Raw genomic sequence first — 20,778 nt, forward strand, 5'->3', positions numbered from 1 at the left:
CATCAGGTGACCTTGGCCCGCGCCTGGAACTGCGGCTCGCGCCAGCGCCCGCTGGCCATGATCGCGCCGAGCTTGGCGGCGGCGTCGTACACGTCGCAATACGACAGATACAACGGCGTAAAGCCGAACCGCAGGATGTCGGGCGCACGTACGTCGCCGATCACGCCGTCGGCGATCAGCGCCTGCATGATCGGCCAGGCATCGGCATGGCGCAGGCAGACCTGGCTGCCACGACCCGCCGCGTCGCGCGGCGAGTACAGCTCGAACACGCCGGGCATGGTCTGCTCGACCAAGTCGACGAACAACTCGCACTGGCGGATCGACTTGTCGCGGACCTGTTGCAGCGACACGCCGTCCCAGACGTCGAGCGCCGCGTCGAGCGCGACCATCGACAGAATCGGCGGCGTGCCGACCTGCATCCGCGCCACGCCGTCGGCCGGCGCGTAACCGGGCACGAAGTCGAACGGCCGTGCATGGCCGAACCAGCCGGTCAGCGGTGTTGCGGCCGTCTGTTGCAGCGCTCGCGATACGTATAGAAAGGCCGGCGCACCGGGCCCGCCGTTGAAGTACTTGTAGCCGCAGCCGACCGCCAGATCGACGTCGCAGTCGGCCAGCGCGATCGGCAGCGCGCCAGCCGAATGCGCCAGATCCCACAGCATCAGCGCGCCGGCCTCGTGCGCGCGCCGAGTGACGGCGGCCATGTCGTACAAGGCGCCGTTGCGGTAATTGACGTGGCTCAGCGAGACGACGGCGACGCGCTCGTCGATCGTGTCGATCAGTTGGTCCATCCCGACCGTGCGCAGTTCCAGACCGTTGGCGAGCAGCGCGGCCAAGCCTTGGGCCATGTACAGGTCAGTCGGAAAGTTATCGGTGTCCGACAGAATCAGCTTGCGTCCCGGGCGCTGCGCGACCGCGAGCGACAGCAGCTTGAACAGATTGATCGACGTCGAGTCGCAGGCCAGCGTCTCGCCGTCGCGCGCGCCGATCAGTCGGCCGATCCGCGCGCCGACCGCGATCGGCAGATCGACCCAGCCAGCGCTGTTCCAGCTGCGCACCAGTTGCTGCGACCAGTCGTGGTCGAGCGTGCGGCGCACGCGCTCGGCCGCAGCGCGCGGCATCGCGCCGAGCGAGTTGCCGTCGAGGTAGATCACGCCCTCGGGCAGCACGAACTGCGCGCGCATCGGCGCCAGCGGATCGGCGAGGTCCCAGCGCCTGAGTTCGTCGCGTGTCGGCATATCGGCAGTCTGCAGTTGGATCGGCGATCTAGCCTAACGCCTCGTTGCCGGCCTGTGCCTGAGTACAATCGCGGCTTGTCTTGCGAGGCCTTGCATGCGCGATTTCCACAATGCGGTACCCGAGTCGCTGGCGATCCGCGCCAATGGCATTGACTTTGTCTGCCTGTCGCTGGGGCAGGGGCCGCTGGTGCTGGTGCTTCATGGCTTCCCTGACCGCGCTGAGAACTTCGTTCCGCTGCTGCGCGACTTGGCTGCCGAAGGCTACCGCGCGGTGGCGCCGTATCTTCGTGGCTACGCGCCGAGCAGCATGCCGGCCGACGGCGACTATTCGCTGACCGCGCTGGCGATGGATGTCGTCGCACTGATCGACGAACTCGGCGCCGAGCAGGCCTGCGTCGTCGGGCACGACTGGGGCGCCGCCGTCACCTATGCCGCTGCCAACCTGCGGCCGGACCGCATCCGCAAAATGGTCTGCGCGGCCGTGCCGCATTTGCGGCGTTTCATGCTGCGGCCGAGTTGGGCCCAGCTGCGGCGGTCCTGGTACATCTTCGCGTTCCAGTTCGCCGGCAGCGCCGAACGCCGGCTGATGCGCAACGACTTCGAGATGCTGGCCAAGGGCATTGCCGTGGCCTCACCGGGGCTCGCATTCAACAACGCCGAATGGTGGATATCGCTGAAGGCTGCGTTCGCCGAGCCGGGGCGGCTGACGGCGGCGCTTAGTTACTACCGGGGGCTGCGCCGCTTGTTCGGCGACAGCGAAGTGTGGCGCTTGGCCAGCAGCCCGGTGAGCGTACCGGCGCGGCTGATCTATGGTGTGCGCGACGGTGCCGTCGGCGCCGAGATGTTCTCGCACCAGGAGCATCTGTTCACGGCCGGGCTCGACGTGCAGCGGATGGAGACGGGCCATTTCATGCAGATCGAACAACCGGCCGCGTTCTCGCAGCTGGTGATCGATTTTCTGCGCGACGACTAACAAGCCGGCGGCATCGGCCGCCGGCTTGCGACGCGAGCGCGGTTACTTGACCGTGATCGTGATCTTGTCCGACTGGATCGACGGATTGAACGCCTGGTGCTTCCAGTCGCCGAACACCAGCTGCAGCGTGTGCTTGCCGGGCTTGAGCGCCAGCACGGTTTCGGTCTGACCCTTGCCGAAGTGCTTGACGTTGTCGGTGGCCGGCATCGGCACCGTGTAGTCGATCGTCGGGTCGTCGATCAGCAGATGGTGATGGCCGGTGCCATCGACCTGCGTGCCGGCGGGTGCGATGCCGATGTTGCTGACGCCGAACACCACCGTCACCGGCGAGCTGACCGTGTCGCCGTCTTTCAAGGTCGGGAAGTAGGCCCGGGCACCGGCCGGCGCCGGGGTCGGCAGGTTCAGTTTTTCGGCGGCGTAGTTGCTGGCCTGCTGCTTGGCCATCGCCTTGTAGTCGGCGAACTTGTCGGCGGCGGTCGAAGGCAGCGCCGTGGCAAGCGCGATCAGGGTCAGGGCGATAGGGAGACGCTTCATGCGGAGTTTCCTGAGCAGTAAGGGGCGGCACGATGATACTGCGCGGGATGCGTGATGGCGGTGAGGCACCGACATCGCTATAGTGTCGGCGTTTGTCGAGGCGCCCACCGGTTGGCGCCATGAGCCTGGGCCTTACACAATGGCCCGCTCGCATCCGCAAACCTCGTGGTAGGCGCCGCTTCGCAGCACTTGCCCGATCCCCCAACCAGCGGCCTGAACCGGTTCGCCCATGCACGTCATGGCGCAGGCGCGTTCAGGAGTCACACCCGTATGTTGTTTGAAGAACTGGGCCTTGAAGAAGGCCTGCTGCGCGCTGTTGCGCAAGAAGGTTACACCCAGCCCACGCCGATCCAGGCTCAGGCGATTCCGGTCATCCTCAAGGGCGGCGACCTGCTCGCTGCGGCGCAGACCGGCACCGGCAAGACGGCGGCCTTTACGCTGCCGATGCTGCATCGGCTGATCCAGCGCCGCGCCGAAGGCTTGAAGACGCAGTCGAAGAAGCCGCTGGCGCTGGTGCTGACGCCGACGCGCGAACTGGCGGCACAGGTCGCTGAAAGCGTGCGCACCTACGGCGGCCACCTGCCGCTGAAGACGACCGTGATCTTTGGCGGCGTCAGCATCAACCCGCAGATCGACATCCTGCGCAACGGCGTCGACATTCTGGTCGCCACGCCGGGCCGTCTGCTCGACCACGTCGGTCAGCGCACGATCGACCTGTCGGCTGTGGAAATGCTGGTGCTCGACGAAGCCGACCGCATGCTCGACATGGGCTTCATCCACGATATCAAGCGCGTGATCGCGCAGCTGCCGAAGCAGCGCCAGAACCTGATGTTCTCGGCGACGTTCTCGGATGATATCCGCAAGCTCGCGACCAGCTTCCTGCACAACCCGGCGACGATCGACATCGCGCCGCGCAACTCGGCGGCCGAATCCGTCGAGCAGCGCGTGGTGTTCGTCGACAAGGCGCGCAAGAGTGAACTGCTGGCGTATTTGATCAGCAGCAGCAACTGGCAGCAGACGCTGGTGTTTGCGCGCACCAAGCACGGCGCCAACCGCCTCGTCGAAAAGCTCAACAAGTGGAATATCACGGCCGCTGCGCTGCACGGCAACAAGTCGCAGAACGCGCGTACCAAGGCACTGGCCGACTTCAAGAGCGGCGCGATCCGCGCGCTGGTCGCCACCGACATCGCGGCGCGTGGCTTGGACATCGAGCAGCTGCCGCACGTGGTGAACTTCGAGTTGCCGAACGTGCCGGAGGACTACGTCCATCGCATCGGTCGTACCGGTCGCGCCGGCAGCAACGGCGAGGCGATCTCGCTGGTGTCGGCCGACGAGCATGACGACCTCAAGTCGATCCGTCGCCTGCTGAAGAAGGAACTGCCCGGCTTCATCGTCGAAGGCTTCGAGCTCGGCAGCAAGAGTCTGAATCCCGAGCCCGAAGAAGCGCCGCGTCCGCCGATGCAGCGTCACGGTCAGCGTCAGGGCCAGCGCCCGGGTGGCGGCAACGGCCAGCCGCAGCGTCACGGCCAGGGCGCGCGCCACGGTCAGCGTTCAGCGCCGGCCGGCGGCGGTGGCGGACAGGGTCAGCCGCGTGGTCCTCGGGCCGAGCCGGGCCCGAGCATCAACGTCAATCGCGGTGGGGAGACGGCGCCGTCGTCGCACCGCCGTGGCGGCGACAACCGTCCGCGCAACGGTGGTGGTGGCGCGCGTCCGCACAGCAGCAGCCCGCGCGGTCCGCGCTAAAGGCTTGCGGTCGATGTGAAAAAGGCGGCGCCGATTGGCGCCGCCTTTTTTGTGCCTGCGATCCGGGTGCCGGGCAGCGGCGACTCAGCGCGCGACGACTTCGCGAACGCCGCTGGGCGAGCCGAGTATCAGCCGGTCGGCCGGGCGGTGCGCAAACAGGCCGACGGTGACGACGCCGGGGATCGTGTTGATCGCTGTCTCCAGCGCCCGCGGGTCGGTGATGCGCAAGCCGCGCACGTCGATGATCGGGTTGCCGTTGTCGGTGATCACGTTGGCGCGCAGCACCGGCTCGCCACCGAGCTTGACCAGCTCGCGTGCGACGAAGCTGCGCGCCATCGGCAGCACCTCGACCGGCAGCGGGAACGCGCCCAGCGTGTCCACCAGCTTGGATTCGTCGGCGATGCAGACGAACACCGCCGATGCGCCCGCGATGATCTTCTCGCGGGTCAGTGCCGCGCCGCCGCCTTTGATCAGCTGCAATTGGTGATTCGATTCGTCGGCGCCGTCGACATAGACCGACAGCGGACCGGCGGCGTTGAGGTCGATCACCTTGAAGCCGTGCGCGCGCAGGCGCTCGGTGCTGGCCTCCGACGAGGATACGGCGGCCGCGATATCGAAATGACGCTCGGCGAGCAGGTCGATGAAGTGGTTGACCGTCGACCCAGTGCCGACGCCGAGCATCTCGCCTTGCACCACGTAACGGAGCGCCGCTTCGGCGGCTTTGCGCTTGGCCAGGTCCTGGCTCATGAGTGTGTCTCGTCTGCAATCAAACAGTGTGGGAGGGACGCTCGCCGAACAACGCGCTGCCGATACGGACCCGCGTGCTGCCTTCGGCAATGGCCGCTTCGAGATCGTCGGACATGCCGGCCGACAATGTGTCGAAGTCGGCCGCGTGTTCTGGCGATCGTGCTGCGAGCGCCGATTTTACCTGCTGTGCGATGCCGCGCAGCAGCGCATACGGTGCGCGCGCTTGCTCGGCGCTCGCGTCATCCGGCAACGGTGCCGGGATCGCCATCAAGCCGCGCAGGCGCAACTGCGGCAGGCCGGCCACGGCCAGGCACAGTGCCAGCGTCTCGCCCGGCTCGCAGCCCGACTTGCTCGGCTCTCCGGAAATGTTCACCTGAATGCAGACGTTCAGCGGCGTCATCGACGCCGGACGCTGTGCCGACAGGCGCTCGGCGATCTTCAGCCGGTCGACGCCGTGGACCCAATCGAAATGAGCCGCGATGTCGCGTGTCTTGTTCGACTGCACCGGCCCGATGAAATGCCAGACCGGCCGGTCCGCGGCCAGCGCCGCGATCTTCGGCAGTGCCTCCTGCAGGTAGCTCTCGCCGAACTCGCGCAGCCCGAGCGACCGCGCGTACGCGATCGTGTCGACCGGCACCGTCTTGGATACCGCGAGTAGCCGGGCCGCGCTCGCGTCGCGTCCACTTGCGACGCAGGCGGTGCGAATGCGGTCCATGACATGTTCCAGACGGGCGGCGAGATCGGACATCCGTAATGGCGTGGGTTATCGTTGCGGCAGCGGGGGGATAGCCGATAGTGTCACGCCGAACCAATCGCTCCACAACATGAGGCTTCGCGACGGATGGATATTGCGCAATTGCTGACCTTCGGCGTGCAGCAAGGAGCCTCCGATCTGCACTTGTCGGCCGGGGTCGAGCCGATGCTCCGAGTCGACGGTGACGTCAAGCGGATCAACTTGCCGCCGATGGATCATCGTCAGGTTCATGACATGGTCTACGACATCATGAACGACAAGCAGCGCAAGGCCTACGACGAGTATCTGGAGACCGACTTCTCGTTCGAGATTCCCGGTCTGGCGCGCTTCCGAGTCAACGCCTTCAACCAAGCACGCGGCGCCGGCGCCGTGTTCCGCACGATTCCGTCTCGGATTCTGTCGCTGGACGACCTCAAGTGCCCGCCGATCTTTCGTGAGTTGGCCGACACCCCGCGCGGTCTGATTCTGGTCACTGGACCGACCGGCTCCGGCAAGAGCACGACGCTGGCCGCGATGGTCGACCACAAGAACAATACCGAGTACGGCCATATCCTGACGATCGAAGACCCGATCGAATTCGTTCATGAGTCGAAGAAATGCCTGATCAACCAGCGCGAGGTGCATCGCGACACGCTGGGCTTCAACGAGGCTCTAAGATCGGCACTGCGTGAGGACCCCGACACGATCCTGGTCGGCGAGTTGCGCGACCTGGAAACGATACGGCTGGCACTGACCGCCGCCGAAACCGGACATCTGGTGCTCGGCACCTTGCACACCTCGTCGGCGGCCAAGACCATCGATCGCATCGTCGACGTCTTCCCCGCTGCCGAGAAGGATATGGTCCGCTCGATGCTGTCCGAGGGGCTGCGTGCGGTGATTTCGCAGACGCTGATGAAGAAAAAGGGCGGCGGTCGTATCGCCGCGCACGAGATCATGCTCGGTACGCCGGCGATCCGGAATCTGATCCGCGAGAACAAGGTCGCGCAGATGTACTCTTCGATCCAGACCGGCCAGAAAGACGGCATGCAGACACTCGAACAATGCCTGCGCGACTTGGTCCGCCGCGGTTTGATCGACCCGGCCGAAGCCAAGCGCAAAGCCAACAAGCCGATGGAGCTGGTCTGACATGGAGCGCGACCAGGCGATCAAGCTGGTACAGCAGCTATTGCTGCTGATGAAGCAGCGCAACGGCTCCGACCTGTTCCTGACCGAAGGCTTTCCGCCGGCCATCAAGATCGACGGCAAGCTGACGCCGGTCATGGACAAGCCGCTGACGGCCGAAGAATCGTCGTTGATCGTGCGCGCGATCATGAACGACCGGCAGCTCAAGGATTTCGAAGCGACCAGCGAATGCAATTTCGCGATCGCGCCGCCGAACATCGGCCGATTCCGCGTCAATGCGTTCGTGCAGCAGGGCCGTGTCGGCGGCGTGCTGCGTACGATCAATACGACGATCCCGAAGTTCGAGGATCTAGGCCTGCCGGCCACGCTGCAGCAAGTGGTTATGTCCAAGCGCGGCTTGGTGCTGATGGTCGGTGCGACCGGCTCAGGCAAAAGCACGTCGCTGGCGGCGATGCTCGGCTACCGCAACGCAAACTCCCAAGGTCACATCATCACCATCGAGGACCCTGTCGAGTTCGTCCATCCTCACGGCGGCTGCATCATCACGCAGCGCGAAGTGGGCTCGGACACGCAAAGCTGGGAAATGGCGCTGAAGAACACGCTGCGCCAGGCGCCCGATGTGATTCTGATCGGTGAGATCCGTACCCGCGAAACGATGGAGTACGCGATCAACTTTGCTGAAACCGGTCATCTGGTACTGGCAACGCTGCATGCCAACAGCGCCAACCAGGCACTCGACCGCATCATCAACTTCTTCCCTGAGGAAAAGCGCGAGCAGCTGTTGATGGATCTGTCGCTGAATCTGCGATCGATCATCTCGCAGCGTCTGGTGCGCAAGGAAGGCGGCGGACGTGCGGCCGCGATCGAGATCCTGCTGAATTCGCCGCTGATCGCCGACCTGATCTTCAAGGGCGAGGTTGCCAGCATCAAAGAGGTCATGAAGCGCAGCAATGAGCAAGGCATGGTCACCTTCGACCAATGTCTGTTCAAGCTGTACGAAGACGGGCAGATCAGCTACGAGGAGGCGTTGCGCAACGCTGATTCGCAGAACGAGCTGCGCTTGCGCGTCAAGCTCGAATCCCGTCGTGCGGCGCCCGACCTGATGGCCAGCGACGCGCTGTCCCAGCTTGCGATCAAGAAAGAAGACGCAAACGACGTGCGCCGTCGATGAGCAAGCTACTGCCGTACCTGAAGCTGGCGGTCGACAAGAACGGATCTGATCTGTTCTTTTCGGTCGGCGCACCGCCGATGCTGAAGATCGAAGGCGTGATGATGGCGGTCGGCAAGATTCTGCTGACGCCGCAGACTTTGGGTGAGCTGGTCGACGATGCCGTGACGCCACAGCAGCGCGAGAAGCTGTCCCGTGATCTGGAGCTTGATCTGGCACTGCATGTCGGAACGCTCGGTCGGTTCCGCGTCAATTTGTTCCATCAGCGCGGTCATGTCGGCATGGTGCTGCGGCACGTCAAGGCCGACATCCCGACACTCGATGATGTTGCGGCCCCTGAGGTACTCAAGTCGCTGAGTCTGCTCAAGCGCGGCTTGATTCTGGTCGTCGGTGCGACGGGGTCCGGCAAGAGCACCACATTGGCGGCGATGATCCGCCACCGTAACCACAGCGGTGGTGGGCACATTTTGACGGTTGAGGATCCGATCGAGTTCCTGCATCCGAATCATCAGTGCATCGTCAATCAACGCGAGGTCGGCCAGGATACGGCCAGCTTCGAGCGTGCGTTGGCCAGTGCGCTGCGCGAAGCACCCGACATCGTCATGGTCGGCGAGATCCGCACGCGGGAGGTGATGGATGCCTGCGTACAGTTGGCCAATACCGGTCACCTCGCGCTGTCGTCGCTGCACGCCAACAACGCGGCGCAAGCGCTGCAGCGCGTCGTCAATCTGTATCCGGCCGATCGCCGCCAGCAGTTGTATCTGGATCTGTCGCTGACACTGCGTGCGATCGTCTCGCAGCGCTTGGTTCGCACCAAGGATGGCCGGCGCTGCGCGGCGTACGAGGTGCTGATCAATACGCCGTTCGTTCAGGAGTTGATCCTGACGCAGCGCATCGACGAAATTCAGAATGTCATGGACCAGTCGTCGAGCAATGGCATGCAGACCTTCGACCAGTCGCTGCATGAGCTTTGGAAGTCCGGCAAGATCGAGCTTTCAGAAGCGCTCGACAACGCAGATTCCCGCTCCAACTTGGAGGCGCGTATCGCCTTCGGCGGCTGACGCTGTTTCAGGGCGTCAGCAAGCGCTGCCGGGCTTCGATCTCGAGCGCCTGCAGTGCGTCGGCGATACGCTGCTGATAGCCAGCAAAGTCTTCGAACGCGGTATCGGGCGGGATCGGGATCGGCGCGCCGTAGCAGACTTCGACCCGCGTGAACGGTTTTGGCATTCGGAAGGCGTCCCAGCTGCGGAACGTCCAGTAGCGCTGCGCCAGCGTCAGATAGGGCACCACCGGCACGCCGGCCACGCGTGCCATCTCGATGATGCCGGGCTTGACCTGGTGTGCCGGACCGCGTGGACCATCGACGGTCACCGCGCCTGGCAGGCCCGCCTGGAGCCGGGCAATCATTTCGTCCTTGGCCTCTTTGCCGCCCTTGTCGCGGCCATCACGGCCGCCCCGGCGGGAACTGCCGCGTACGACCTCGTGGCCGAGTTTGCGACACAGGAAGGTCACCGGATCGCCGTCTCGCGAGCGCGACACGATCACGCAATGGCGGCGCTGCTGCGCGAGGATTCCCGAGAACAAGTTCTGATGCCAGATCGCCAGCACGTAGCTCTGGATCGCGGCGTCGGCCGCGACCGCCGGAAACTGGCTGCGGAACCGGTAGGTCAGATCGAACAGGCGCACGACCGCGTAGATCAGCGGGAACAACAGCAATCGATTGAGCAAGAGGCTCCAGGGCAAGGCCCCAGGTTTGGCGATCCCCCGGGCGTTGCCGGCGCGCGATACGGGAAGACGCGCGCCTTGTCGCCGGAGCGCCGTTGGCCCCGCGAGGCGATCAGCTTAACCTGCCGCGCGGATCTGTTGTCCCGCAGGCGTCACCGGTTTGATTTTCCACCGGCTGATCTCTACAATCCGCGCCCTCACGAGGTTTCCCATAGCAGTGGCCGCAACGCGGTCGGGAAACTGAACTATAACGACCCACATGCGTGGGCTAGCTGGATGACACTGATGAAGACCTTCATGGCGAAGGGCGAAACCGTCAAGCGCGACTGGTATGTCGTGGATGCCGACGGCAAGACGCTCGGCCGACTCGCCTCGGAAATCGCTCGCCGCCTGCGCGGCAAGCACAAGCCCGAATTCACCCCGCACGTCGACACCGGCGATTACATCGTCGTGATCAACGCCGCGAAGCTTGCCTTCACCGGCAACAAGATGAACGGCATGGACGGCAAGATCTACTGGCGTCACACGATGCACCCGGGCGGCATCAAGCAGACGGCGCTGTCCGACATGATGGCCAAGCATCCGGAGCGCGTGCTCGAGAAGGCGGTCAAGGGCATGCTGCCCAAGGGCCCGCTGGGCTACGCCAACTTCCGCAAGCTCAAGGTGTACGCCGGTGCCGAGCACCCGCACACCGCCCAGCAGCCGCTGCCGCTCAACATCTAATCCGGTCTTCGAACATGGCTACGACTCAACAGAATTACGGCACCGGCCGCCGCAAGACCGCCGCGGCCCGCGTGTTCCTGAAGCCCGGCAAGGGCGACATCACGATCAACAGCAAGACGGTCGAGCAGTACTTCGGTCGCGAAACCAGCCGCATGCTGGTTCGTCAGCCGCTGGAACTGGTTGACGCCGTCACCCGCTTCGACATCTACATCACCGTCACCGGTGGCGGCCCGTCGGGTCAGGCCGGCGCGATCCGCCACGGCATCACCCGCGCGCTGATCCAGTACGACGAAACGCTGCGCAAGACGCTGCGTGATGCCGGTCTGGTCACTCGCGACGCGCGTGAAGTCGAGCGTAAGAAGGTCGGTCTGCACAAGGCCCGTCGCGCTCCGCAGTACTCCAAGCGCTAAACCTTCGGGTTTTCGTTTGGCTCTCCAGAGCTGGCGCCGGATGTTGCGGCGTCAGCCTTGGGGAGAGTGTCGAGAAGCGTTAATATCGCGCTTCTCACGATTCCTACTGGGGGATCGTCTAATGGTAGGACCCGGGATTCTGATTCCCGTTATCTAGGTTCGAGTCCTAGTCCCCCAGCCACTCTTCGGCACCCAAAAGCCCCCGTCACGCGAGTGACGGGGGCTTTTGCGTTCTGCAGCCTGCGCGGGCTTCGGCGACGGCCGGCAACCGTCTCGGCTTGCCGTGTGCTGCAGCGGGCTGGTGCGCTGCGCTCAGTAGTCGAAGCGTTCGCCCGGCAGCGGCGGCGTCGTCGCGGGCGACACGCGGTGGTGTGTGGCCTGCTCGTAGCTGTAGGCGTAGCCGAGCAGCCGCGGTTCGCTGTACGCCGGGCCGAGGAAGCTGATCGTCACCGGCATCTTTTCGTTGGTGATGCCGGCCGGCACGATCACGTCCGGAAACTGGGTCACGTTGGCGATGCTGGTCAGCGACGGCGCGCCTTTGCGGTCGACGACGTTGGCCACGTTCGGGTCGATGATCTCCGGCTGGCGCGAGCGCGTCGGGTACACCAGCGCCTGCACTTGATGGGCTTCCATCAAGCCGAGCACGGCGCCTTGCACGGCCTTCATGCCGTACTGCTTGGCCGAGGTGTAGCTGAGATTCGTGATCGGCTCGCGCTCGCCCAGCGCCTTGAAGCGTGTGAACACCGAAGGATGCGGACGGAACTCGCCCTGGGGTGCGGTCAGCTTCATGCCGAGCTCGGCCATTTCGGTCACGGTTTTGGGCAAGCCCGGACGCAGCGTGCCCAGATACGCGACGTAGTTGTCCTTGACCTCGGCGCGCATCGGGTCCATCACGTCACTGCGGTTGTTGATCGCGATCGCCGGATACTTCAAGCCGTCGACCAGCACCGCGCCTTGCGCCTTCAGTTCCAGCAGCGCCGCATCGAACACGCGGTCGACTTCCGGATCGGTGCCCTGGAAGTCGCGGATCACGCCGAGTCGTGCGCCCTTGAGCGCGTCCTTCTTCAAGAACGGGGTGTAGTCCTTGTAGTAGAGCCCAGCGCTGGTCGACGTCAGTGGATCTTGGGGATCGACGCCGGTCATCGCACCGAGCGCGACCGTGGCGTCGTAGACGGTGCGCGCCATCGGCCCGCCCGTGTCGAAGCTCAACACGCAGGGCATGATGCCAGTGCGTGAAATCAGGCCGTTCGTGGGTTTGATGCCGACGACGCCGTTGGCCGACGACGGCCCACGAATCGAGCCACCGGTGTCCGAGCCTAAGCCCAGCGGCGCGAACCACGCGGCCAGGCCTGATCCGGTGGCGCCCGAGGACCCGGCCGGATGCCGACGCGGATCGTGTGCGTTCAAGGTCTGTCCGAGACGCGACGAATAGCCGATGCCGCCGTGAGCAAATTCATCCATGTTGACCTTGGCCAAGATGATCGCGCCGGCTTCGCGCAGCTGACGAATGCTCGGCGCATCCTGATACGGCAGCGAGTTCGCCAACACGAAGCTGCCGCCGCTGGTGGGCATGTCGGCCGTGTCGTAATTGTCCTTGGCGAGGATCGGAATGCCCATCAACGGCGAGCGCAGACCCTTGGTCTTGCGTTCCTTGTCGAGTGCACGCGCGGTATCGAGCGCCGCCTTGTTCAGCGTGATCACCGTGTTCAGCGACGGCCCTTGCTTGTCGTAAGCGGCGATCCGCGCCAGGTACAGCTGCGTCAGCTTTTCGTAGCTGAGCGCACCGGCACCAACCGCGTCCTGGATCTCCTGGATGCCGGCGTTCTGCAGGTCGAAGGTCTTGGCATCGGCCAGCGTCGGAAAGCTCAGCGCCAGCGCGGCAGCGAACAGCATCGTGTTCAACGAAGGTTTCATTGGGAGCACCTGCAAGGGATGACGTCGAAAAGGGCTTAGTAGCGGATGAGGTCGCTGGGCAGCGCCGGCGTGTGCTTCGGCATTTGGATCGCATGCGTCGCCTGCTCGAAGTCATAGCCGTAGCTGAGCAGCTTGGGCTCGCTCCACGCGGGCCCGAAGAACGAGATCGTCACCGGCAGCCCGTCGGCCGTCATGCCGGCCGGCACGATCAGATCGGGATAGCCGGTCTGATTGGCGAAGTTGGTCGCCGACAAACCGCCGCCCGGCGGACGCTCTTCGGGAATGATCGGCGTCGCCGGACGCGGCGAGGTCGGGTAGACGATCGCATCGACCTGATACTTGGCGAACACCGCGTCGATGCCGGCCTTGGTCGCCGCCAGCGCTTGATTCTTCGTCGCCAGATACAGCGGGTCGTCGAGCGTCAGCGCCACCGAGTTGGTGTAGTTCAGGCCGACGGCTTTTTCGGGGCTGCGATAGCCGGTCTTGGGATCGTTGACGCGCGCGACGACTTCATCGAGCGTTTTCGGATAGCCCGCCTTGGTCGTCTTCAGATACTCGGCCAGGTCGTGCTTGAACTCGGCGCTGACGACGGTGTTGTAGATGCCTTGGCGGTTCTGCAGGATCGGGTCGGGATACTTCACGTCGACCACGGTGGCACCGAGCTTTTTGAGCGTGGCCACGGCCGCTTCGACGACCTGATCGGTGCCGGTATCGATGCCCATGAAATCACGCGCGATGCCGATGCGCGCACCCTTCAGTGCGCCTTTCTTCAAGTACGGCGTGTAATCGGTTTTGAACTGCCCGGCGCTGGGCGTCGTCGCGCTGTCGGCTGGATCGACGCCGGTCATCGCGCCGAGCGACACGGCGATGTCGTAGACGCTGCGCGCCATCGGCCCGCCGGTGTCGAACGACAAGCCGAGTGGAATGATGCCGTCGCGGCTCATCAAGCCGCGCGTCGGCTTCAGGCCGACGATGCCGTTGGCCGACGACGGACCGCGCACCGAACCGCCGGTGTCGGTGCCCAAGCCAAACTGCGCAAAGCCGGCCGCGATCGCAGCGCCGGTGCCGCCCGACGAGCCCGACGGCCCGCGCGTCAGATCATGCGGATTGCGTGTCTGGCCGCCGGCGCTGCTGAAGCCGTTGGGCACGCGGCCCTTCTTGGCGATCGCTTCGGGCGCACCGCTGACGCTGCCGCCGCTGCCGGCCCATTCCGACAGATTCACTTTGGCGACGATCACCGCGCCGGCCTCGCGCAGCTTCTTGACGACGAAGGCATCGTCGGGCGGCAGATGGCCTTCGAGCAGCTGCGAGCCGCCCGTGGTTTGCAGGTCGACGGTGTCGAAGTTGTCTTTCAGCACGATCGGCACGCCGTGCAGCGGGCCGCGCAGCTTGCCGGCCTTGCGTTCGGCGTCGAGCCGGCGTGCTTCGTCGATCGCCTTGGGATTGAGCGTGATCACGGCGTTGATCGACGGCCCTTGTTTGTCATAGGCCGCAACGCGCTTCAGATACGCCGTCGTCAGCTGTTCCGACGTGAGTCCGGCTGCGAATGCGGCATTCAGATCGGCGATGCTGGCCTTGTCGATGTCTAGCGTCGCAGCGTTGGCGGCAGACCCGCACGACAGTGCCAATGCAGCGGCGAAAGCAGCGGATGCAGCAAGGCGGCGCAGCGGAATCACTTGAGCGTGCACGTTCGATCTCGGTGGCGGTTGTTGTCGATAAGACGCCCGCTGCCGCGTCGGACCCTACGTTCTGGCCGTCGGCTTAGGGTGCGGCGCTCTGTGCGCGTCTGAACGCTTGAACCCATCGACGGGCCAAGCGCCCAGCAGGAGCTTCCGATGTCCGCATCTCGTCATCCGTTGTGGGTCGGCATTGTCGGCCTGGCGCTGACCGGCGTCGCCGACGCCGCCTCACGCATCTACGAATTGAAGGCGACGCCGCAAACCGTGCATCGCGGTTTTTTTGACGCGTCGCTGAAGCCGGTGCTGACGATTGCATCGGGCGATCGCGTCAAACTCGAAACCGCATCGGGCAACCCTCGCTATTTCGAGGCGCTCGGCGTGCCGCGCGAGCGCATTCCCGCCGAGTTGTATGCGGTCTACGACGGCGTCGAAGGTGCGGGACGTGGCGATCACACCTTGAACGGGCCGATCGCGGTCGAAGGCGCCGAGCCGGGCGACACGCTGGAAGTCCGCATCTTGTCGGTTGCCGCGCGGCTGCCGATTGCAGGCCAAGGCTTCCGACCCGGTCGCGGTGCCTTGCCCGATGATTTTCCGTACCAGAAAGACCGCGTGCTATGGCTCGACTTGCAGCGGCAAACGGTCGAGTACGCACCGGGCGTCGTCGTGCCGCTGAAGCCGTTCTGGGGCGTGATCGCGGTTGCACCGACGCCGGAGCGCGGTCGCGTGCCCAGCGGCCCGCCCGACGTATTCGGCGGCAACATGGACAACCACGACCTTGGTGCGGGATCGACCTTGTACCTGCCGGTGCAGACGTCCGGTGCGCTGCTGTCGATCGGGGATGGCCATGCGGCGCAGGGTCATGGCGAAGTCAGTTTGTCGGCCGTCGAAACCTCGCTCAAAGGCGAGATCCAGGTGATCTTGCACAAAAACCTGCGGATCAAGTCGCCGCGCGCCGAAACGCCGACGCACTACATGAGCATCGGCCTGGACGCCGACCTCGACGAAGCCGCGCGGATGGCGACGCGCGAGATGGTGGCGTTCCTGGTCGAGACACGACACTTGAGTCGCGATGACGCCTATCTGCTGTGCAGCGCGGCGATGGACTTGACGGTCACGCAGGTCGTCGACGGCACCAAGGGCGTACACGGCCTGCTGCCCAAATCGATTTTCGCCGCTGGCAAATGAGGCCTTGCACCGCTGCATCGTGGTCACGATGCAGCGGTGTGCTGCGATCAGCGGCTGCTGACCGGCCCGAAATCCGGCGGCGGACGGCGGTGATGCGTCGCTGATTCGTAAGCGGTACCGACTTTGATCAGCGTCGGTTCGTCGCCTTGGCCGGCGAAGAACGTGATCGAGATCGGCATCGGATGCGGCAGCTTCGTCTTCGGCGTGCCGGGTGCCAGCACCGCGATGTAGTCAGTCTTGTCGGCGTTGAGCGCGTACTGCGGCTCGTACACCACGTCGGTGAAGCCGGCCGGGACTGCGACACGCGGAATCTGGAAGAATGGCGAGATGCCATCCATGCTGATCGAGCCGATGTTCGGTCCCTGGATCTTCGGCGTCGGCACCGTGTTCTCAGGGTGCACGAACACGTCGATGTCGTTTTCGTACATCACGCGCAGCAGCGCCAGTCGCGCGATGTAGCTGCGCGCCAGCCGGTCGCTCTTGCCATCCGCCAGATGCCCCTTGAACGCGATCCAGTTGGCGGCGCCGGCGCGTGATTCGTCCTCGCGAAACTTGGCATTCGCGGCCCAGGCAGCCCAGTCCTTGATGCGCGCATCGCCGCGGTCGAGCAGGTAGCGGTCGATATCGAACGCAAGGTCGGCGCACAGCGCCGAGTGACAGGGCATCGCGCCGAAGTTGGCAAAGTTGGTGATGTTGACGGCCGGCGTCAGCGGCGCCTGGCGACGGCTCAGCTTCAGCAGGTAGTCGTAGCTCGTCACATCGTAGCCCGGTACCGCAAACACCAGATCGCCGGCCTTGTTGCGACGCGTGAAGATCTCCGGCATCAGCCGCGGCAGGATTTCGGACAGCGCATCGCGGAATGTGTAGCGCAGGTTCTCGACGCCGGGGTCGTCCGGATATTCATCGCTGAGCGATTCCAGCAACTCGGCGCCGAGGCGATCGCGCAGCACGGTCTTGATCTCGGCGTCGATCTGGTCGCTGATCGCTTCATGGTTCGGCGTCTTCTTGACCATGTGATCGCGGAGAATCGCCACGCGCAGTCCTTTCAGCGCCTGCGGTGCCCGCTGCAGTTGCGCGTCATCGATCGTGGAGCGCGCGTAGGGCTCGGTCGACACCAGGGCCTTGGGCAGCGCCGTAAACGGATCGAGCGTGTCGTAGTAGCCGCTGACCGGGTCTTTGACCGCATCGAGTACTTTGGCCGCGTCGGCCAGCGTGCGCGCGTGGATACCCGCGCGGTCGTTGAACCATTGATAGCCGATGCCGCCGTTATCGGGCAGCAAGCCCTTGGTCGTCAGCAGCGTGGCAATGCCGTTGCGCGATGCCGGCCCCTGGCATGACGCGCCCGACTGTTCGCAAATGCCGATGGTCACCAGGTTGGCGCCGACGGCGACGCCGCTGCCGCCGCTGGACCCGCGCGAGACCCGCTCGGTGTCGTAGGGATTGCAGGATTGGCCCGCCCAGGCGCCCATTGTCTGGCCGCCAGCCGGCGCGTTGGTCAGCGGCTTGGCATCGCCGCCCGGATCACCGGGGCCGCCGTTGAATTCGTGCGCGACCGACTTGGCGTACAGGATGGCGCCCTTGGCACGCAGCTGCGCGACGATCGTGGCGTCGCGCGGCGGCACGTCGAATGCAAAGTTCACGTCGTTGTTGGCCGTGGTGCGCATGTCGCGCGTGTCGTAGACGTCCTTGACCGCAGTGGTGATGCAGTACATCGGCATCGCCTGCAGGTCGGGCTTGCGGCCGTAGCGCTGGTCGAGTTCGGCGGCGCGCTCCAGCGCATCCGGTTGCTGGCGAAACGCTTCGCACGGCGCCGGCGCATCGGCCGGCAGCGGTCCGGTCGATGGATGCGCGTCGTAGCGGCCCTTGCAGGTCACCGAGCGCTCGCCGCGAAGATTCAGCGTCTCCAGCGCATTCAACTGCCCGGCGTCGGGCATGCCGACACGCATGCCCATCTGCGCCTGGACGCTGGGATCGCTGACGGTTGGCTCCATGCGCCCATAGTCCAGCGGCAGCCCGGCGTACTGATCCAGATTCGGGAACACACGGTCGGCCTTGACCGTCGTCGTCGGGAACTTCAGCGCCGCACCGGCGCGGACATAGCCGCTGACCGGCGCAACGTCGGCGCCGTCGGCCGTCAACAGCGCCGTGCAGATGCCGTTGTAGGCGCGGGCGCGGTCGACGTACGCCTGTACGACGCCGACGCATGTGGTTTGGCCCGATGTGATCGCGGCATGGATGCCGGCGATCGTCGCTTCTTCGATTGCAAATGCAGCCGGTGACGGCGTCGCCGTCGGCGCTGCCACCGGTTTGCCGCAGGCCGCGGCGATCAGTGCCAGCGCGCTGGGCAGCACACCATGCCGCATGGCGCGTTGCAGAGCGCTCCTGGGCGCTGGAATCGAGTGGGGCATGCGCATCATCGGGAGTCTCGCCATCGAGCCGCAGCGGCTCGTTCTGAGGCTTCAGACGCGATGCCGGTGCCGGACCCCACCTGCATGCCAAGCCGTTGTGCGGCCGACACCGTCTCGATTTCGTGCGATGAGCCTGCCACCATCGCGTGGGCCCGCTGCGGCGGCGATGCTTCGACACTCAACGACTACGGCTGGCAACTCCATGTTTCATCTGAATCCCCATCAGCATTCCAACAGCGTCGAAACCCCAGCCGATGCGGCCTCCCCGTCAGTGCTGCCGCCAGCCTTGATCGAGCGCGTCACCGGCCTGGTATCGGCAATGCAAGGTGATTGCGAACTGGGCCTGGCCGATGCTGCGCCCGTCGTCCCCGGCCGCGGTGCCGGCATCGAATGCGCAATCAGCTCCGACGGCGATGCTGCGCTGTACTTCCACGAATCGGCCGTCATCAACAGCAAGTCGGCGATCGTCATCAAAGGCAGCGCTCATCGCGTGATCGTCGCGGCCAAGGCGCAGCTCGAAGGCTGCACGTTCGACATCGGCGGTGAGTCCGCCGTGGTCGTGATCGGCCCCGGCGCCAAGCTTCGCAATCTGCGGTTGTCGCTGCGCGGCCGCAATACGGCGATCTTGATCGGCGCGCAGTCGACCTGGGTTGGCAATGGCAACCAAGTGATGTGCGAAGGCGACGATACCCAGGTGATCATCGGCGACGACAGCATGATGGCGCATGGCGTGATCATCCGGACCAGCGATGGTCATTCGATTTTCGATCGCAGCAGTCAGCGCCAGCTCAACGTTCCGGCTTCGGTCGTGATCGGCCCGCATGTGTGGCTGGCCAACAGTGTCCGCATCAACAAAGGCACGCGGATCGGCGCTGGAACCGTCGTCGGGCAGTGCTCGGTAGCCAGCGGGCGGCTCGACGCGCAATGCGTCTATGCCGGCGTTCCCGCACGCAAGGTGCGCGAGGGCATCGTATGGTCGCGCTCGGCCGCCTATGACGGCGTTCCGAAGCGGTTTCGCTAGTCGCTGGTCCACGACGACGCTGCACTAAGGCCGCGTCGTCGTGGATCGTCACGCGCTGATCGACCCGGCGTGTGCCAGCTTGGCTCAACCGCCAGTGGCGGCGACGGCCACCGGCACTGCTTCGGCAGCCGCCAACTCCGCACGCAGCGAATTCAACCATTCGCCGGCTTGGCGACGCGTCTCGTCGTGCTGGGATGACTTGTCGAGTGCGGCAATCGCGCCGCGCAAGTCGCCGAGCCGGTAGTTGGCGATCGCCAGCCGGTACAGCACTTCTCCGGGCCGCTTCAAACCGCCTTTCTGCACGGCAGTGCCGAGCATCTTGCGTGCTTCTTCCCAGCGCTCCTGATCGACGTACATGCCGCCGAGCCGGTAGTAGTACTCACCACGATCGGCCATGCCGGCAACCTTGATCAGCGCCGCTTCGGCCTTGTCCGATTCGCGTGCATTGATCCAGGCGTTGGCAGCAGCTTCGACGCTCTTCTCGTCCTCGGGCAGCTTGCCGTTGGCGATCGAGGTTTCGATCAGCTGGCCTGCGGCCAGCGGTACTTCGATCATCATGTAGATGTTGTACAGATTCATGATGTCGCCGGGCTTCTCGATGAAGCCCTGCTGCTCGGCCAGCGCCATCACCGCCAGCGACTTTTCCTTGTCCTCCATTTCCAGCAGTACGGCCGACAGCTGCTTCCAGTAATCCGGCTTGGTCGGCGTCATCGCGATCAGCGTCAGCAGCGTTTCGGCAGCCGCCTGATACTGCTTCATCTCGTACTGGACGCCGAGCCGGAACTGCAGCCAGCTCTCTTTCGGTGCCTTGGCCTTGGACAAAGCCAGATCGACTTGCGGCAGCGCCTCGTCGAAGCGCTTCTGCTCGGCCAGTGCGCTGGCCAGGAACATATGCGCCTCGGGTGTGATCGGGCTGCAGGTCATCGCCATATAGGTCTGCAGCGCCGTGATGCCGTCGGCCTGCTGGCCGCCGGCCACATACAGCTGGCCGATGTTGAACTGGATCTGCTCGGTCTGGTTCTGCGGCAGCACGTTGAAGCCGATCGCCGTGGCGAATGCTTTGGCCGCGTCGAGGTACTGCTCTTTCTCGCTGTAGGCGACGCCGAGATTGAAGTAGATCATCGCCTTGTCGATCGGCTCACCACGACTGATGAAGCCATTGAGCTTGGTGATCGCGTCGTCGGTCTGCTTCTTCTGCAGCAGGTCGGAGGCGCGACGCACCGCATCGATCGTGGCTTCCGCCATGTCGGGTGCGCTCTTGCGGACGTTGACGCAGTCCGGTGCCGCATTCGACGGTGTCGCGTACAGCAGGCCGATGCTGCCGATCACCGCGGCCTGCAGCAGCCGGGCGACGGCGTCGCGCCGCAGCGGAACGCGGCTGGGCGATGACACGACCTGGGTTGACGCATGGCGAGATGGGGTGCGCTTCATGATCGG

General features: G+C 64.9%; 18 protein-coding genes and 1 tRNA gene. 10 read left to right on the top strand and 9 right to left on the bottom strand.

Annotated elements, in window-relative coordinates; translation table 11 throughout:
• Positions 1-2: 2 nt before the first annotated feature.
• The gene (kynU, locus tag BUB09_RS09155; protein ID WP_072896887.1) at positions 3-1,235 is read right to left on the bottom strand and encodes a kynureninase; all 1,233 of its coding nucleotides are present in this window, start codon (positions 1,233-1,235) and stop codon (positions 3-5) included.
• A gap of 94 nt (positions 1,236-1,329) precedes the next feature.
• Here kynU and BUB09_RS09160 point away from each other — a divergent pair, with 94 nt between their 5' ends.
• Positions 1,330-2,208 carry an alpha/beta fold hydrolase gene (locus tag BUB09_RS09160; RefSeq protein WP_072896888.1) on the top strand — a complete coding sequence of 293 codons (879 nt, stop codon included), beginning with the start codon at positions 1,330-1,332 and terminating at the stop codon, positions 2,206-2,208.
• A gap of 42 nt (positions 2,209-2,250) precedes the next feature.
• Here the strand turns inward: BUB09_RS09160 and BUB09_RS09165 are convergent, their stop codons facing one another.
• A complete protein-coding gene (locus tag BUB09_RS09165; RefSeq protein ID WP_072896890.1) occupies positions 2,251-2,742 on the bottom strand; it encodes a DUF4399 domain-containing protein in 492 nt (163 codons plus the stop codon).
• Between the two features lie 270 nt (positions 2,743-3,012).
• Between BUB09_RS09165 and BUB09_RS09170 the strand changes: the two genes are divergently transcribed.
• Positions 3,013-4,485, top strand: coding sequence for a DEAD/DEAH box helicase (locus BUB09_RS09170; RefSeq protein WP_072896892.1), 1,473 nt, complete (start codon positions 3,013-3,015; stop codon positions 4,483-4,485).
• A gap of 84 nt (positions 4,486-4,569) precedes the next feature.
• Here BUB09_RS09170 and rpiA read toward each other — a convergent pair whose 3' ends face one another.
• Together rpiA and BUB09_RS09180 are read right to left on the bottom strand one after the other, a co-directional pair.
• On the bottom strand, positions 4,570-5,232 hold the full coding sequence (gene rpiA, locus BUB09_RS09175) for a ribose-5-phosphate isomerase RpiA (protein ID WP_072896894.1): 663 nt from the start codon (positions 5,230-5,232) through the stop codon (positions 4,570-4,572).
• A 19-nt stretch (positions 5,233-5,251) separates the two neighbouring features.
• Entirely contained in the window at positions 5,252-5,980 is a 729-nt protein-coding gene (locus tag BUB09_RS09180) for a YggS family pyridoxal phosphate-dependent enzyme (RefSeq protein ID WP_072896895.1), read from the bottom strand.
• Positions 5,981-6,073: 93 nt separating this feature from the next.
• Between BUB09_RS09180 and BUB09_RS09185 the strand changes: the two genes are divergently transcribed.
• Genes BUB09_RS09185 through BUB09_RS09195 form a run of 3 tightly spaced genes read left to right on the top strand, consistent with a single transcriptional unit; the run spans position 6,074 to position 9,337 of the window.
• The gene (locus BUB09_RS09185; RefSeq protein WP_072896897.1) at positions 6,074-7,111 is read left to right on the top strand and encodes a type IV pilus twitching motility protein PilT; all 1,038 of its coding nucleotides are present in this window, start codon (positions 6,074-6,076) and stop codon (positions 7,109-7,111) included.
• 1 nt (position 7,112) lies between these two features.
• Positions 7,113-8,279, top strand: coding sequence for a PilT/PilU family type 4a pilus ATPase (locus BUB09_RS09190; RefSeq protein WP_072896899.1), 1,167 nt, complete (start codon positions 7,113-7,115; stop codon positions 8,277-8,279).
• Complete coding sequence (locus BUB09_RS09195; RefSeq protein WP_072896901.1) at positions 8,276-9,337, top strand: PilT/PilU family type 4a pilus ATPase; 1,062 nt, start codon at positions 8,276-8,278, stop codon at positions 9,335-9,337. The genes BUB09_RS09190 and BUB09_RS09195 overlap by 4 nt, the downstream gene beginning before the upstream one ends.
• 7 nt (positions 9,338-9,344) lie before the next feature.
• Here BUB09_RS09195 and BUB09_RS09200 read toward each other — a convergent pair whose 3' ends face one another.
• The gene (locus tag BUB09_RS09200; RefSeq protein ID WP_072896903.1) at positions 9,345-10,004 is read right to left on the bottom strand and encodes a lysophospholipid acyltransferase family protein; all 660 of its coding nucleotides are present in this window, start codon (positions 10,002-10,004) and stop codon (positions 9,345-9,347) included.
• A 282-nt stretch (positions 10,005-10,286) separates the two neighbouring features.
• On the opposite strand from BUB09_RS09200, the gene rplM reads away from it, so the two are divergent.
• The 3 genes from rplM to BUB09_RS09215 all read left to right on the top strand — a co-directional run bounded on the left by rplM (position 10,287) and on the right by BUB09_RS09215 (position 11,315).
• Complete coding sequence (gene rplM / locus BUB09_RS09205) at positions 10,287-10,724, top strand: 50S ribosomal protein L13 (protein WP_072897431.1); 438 nt, start codon at positions 10,287-10,289, stop codon at positions 10,722-10,724.
• Between the two features lie 14 nt (positions 10,725-10,738).
• Positions 10,739-11,134 carry a 30S ribosomal protein S9 gene (gene rpsI, locus BUB09_RS09210; protein WP_072896905.1) on the top strand — a complete coding sequence of 132 codons (396 nt, stop codon included), beginning with the start codon at positions 10,739-10,741 and terminating at the stop codon, positions 11,132-11,134.
• Between the two features lie 107 nt (positions 11,135-11,241).
• Positions 11,242-11,315, top strand: a tRNA-Gln gene (locus BUB09_RS09215).
• Between the two features lie 131 nt (positions 11,316-11,446).
• Here BUB09_RS09215 and BUB09_RS09220 read toward each other — a convergent pair.
• Together BUB09_RS09220 and BUB09_RS09225 are read right to left on the bottom strand one after the other, a co-directional pair.
• Complete coding sequence (locus tag BUB09_RS09220) at positions 11,447-13,048, bottom strand: amidase family protein (RefSeq protein WP_072896907.1); 1,602 nt, start codon at positions 13,046-13,048, stop codon at positions 11,447-11,449.
• Positions 13,049-13,083: 35 nt separating this feature from the next.
• Positions 13,084-14,736 (bottom strand): amidase family protein, encoded by a 1,653-nt coding sequence (locus BUB09_RS09225; RefSeq protein ID WP_245793218.1) that lies wholly within the window; start codon positions 14,734-14,736, stop codon positions 13,084-13,086.
• Between the two features lie 147 nt (positions 14,737-14,883).
• Between BUB09_RS09225 and BUB09_RS09230 the strand changes: the two genes are divergently transcribed.
• Positions 14,884-15,912 (top strand): acetamidase/formamidase family protein, encoded by a 1,029-nt coding sequence (locus tag BUB09_RS09230; protein ID WP_072896908.1) that lies wholly within the window; start codon positions 14,884-14,886, stop codon positions 15,910-15,912.
• Positions 15,913-15,959: 47 nt separating this feature from the next.
• Here BUB09_RS09230 and BUB09_RS09235 read toward each other — a convergent pair whose 3' ends face one another.
• On the bottom strand, positions 15,960-18,275 hold the full coding sequence (locus tag BUB09_RS09235; protein ID WP_175550156.1) for an amidase family protein: 2,316 nt from the start codon (positions 18,273-18,275) through the stop codon (positions 15,960-15,962).
• A gap of 247 nt (positions 18,276-18,522) precedes the next feature.
• Between BUB09_RS09235 and BUB09_RS09240 the strand changes: the two genes are divergently transcribed.
• Positions 18,523-19,341 carry an acyltransferase gene (locus tag BUB09_RS09240; protein WP_072896910.1) on the top strand — a complete coding sequence of 273 codons (819 nt, stop codon included), beginning with the start codon at positions 18,523-18,525 and terminating at the stop codon, positions 19,339-19,341.
• 84 nt (positions 19,342-19,425) lie between these two features.
• Here the strand turns inward: BUB09_RS09240 and BUB09_RS09245 are convergent, their stop codons facing one another.
• Positions 19,426-20,772 (bottom strand): tetratricopeptide repeat protein, encoded by a 1,347-nt coding sequence (locus BUB09_RS09245; protein WP_072896911.1) that lies wholly within the window; start codon positions 20,770-20,772, stop codon positions 19,426-19,428.
• Positions 20,773-20,778 lie beyond the last annotated feature (6 nt).

This window comes from Hydrocarboniphaga daqingensis (assembly GCF_900129825.1).
In the GTDB taxonomy this organism is placed as follows: domain Bacteria; phylum Pseudomonadota; class Gammaproteobacteria; order Nevskiales; family Nevskiaceae; genus Hydrocarboniphaga; species Hydrocarboniphaga daqingensis.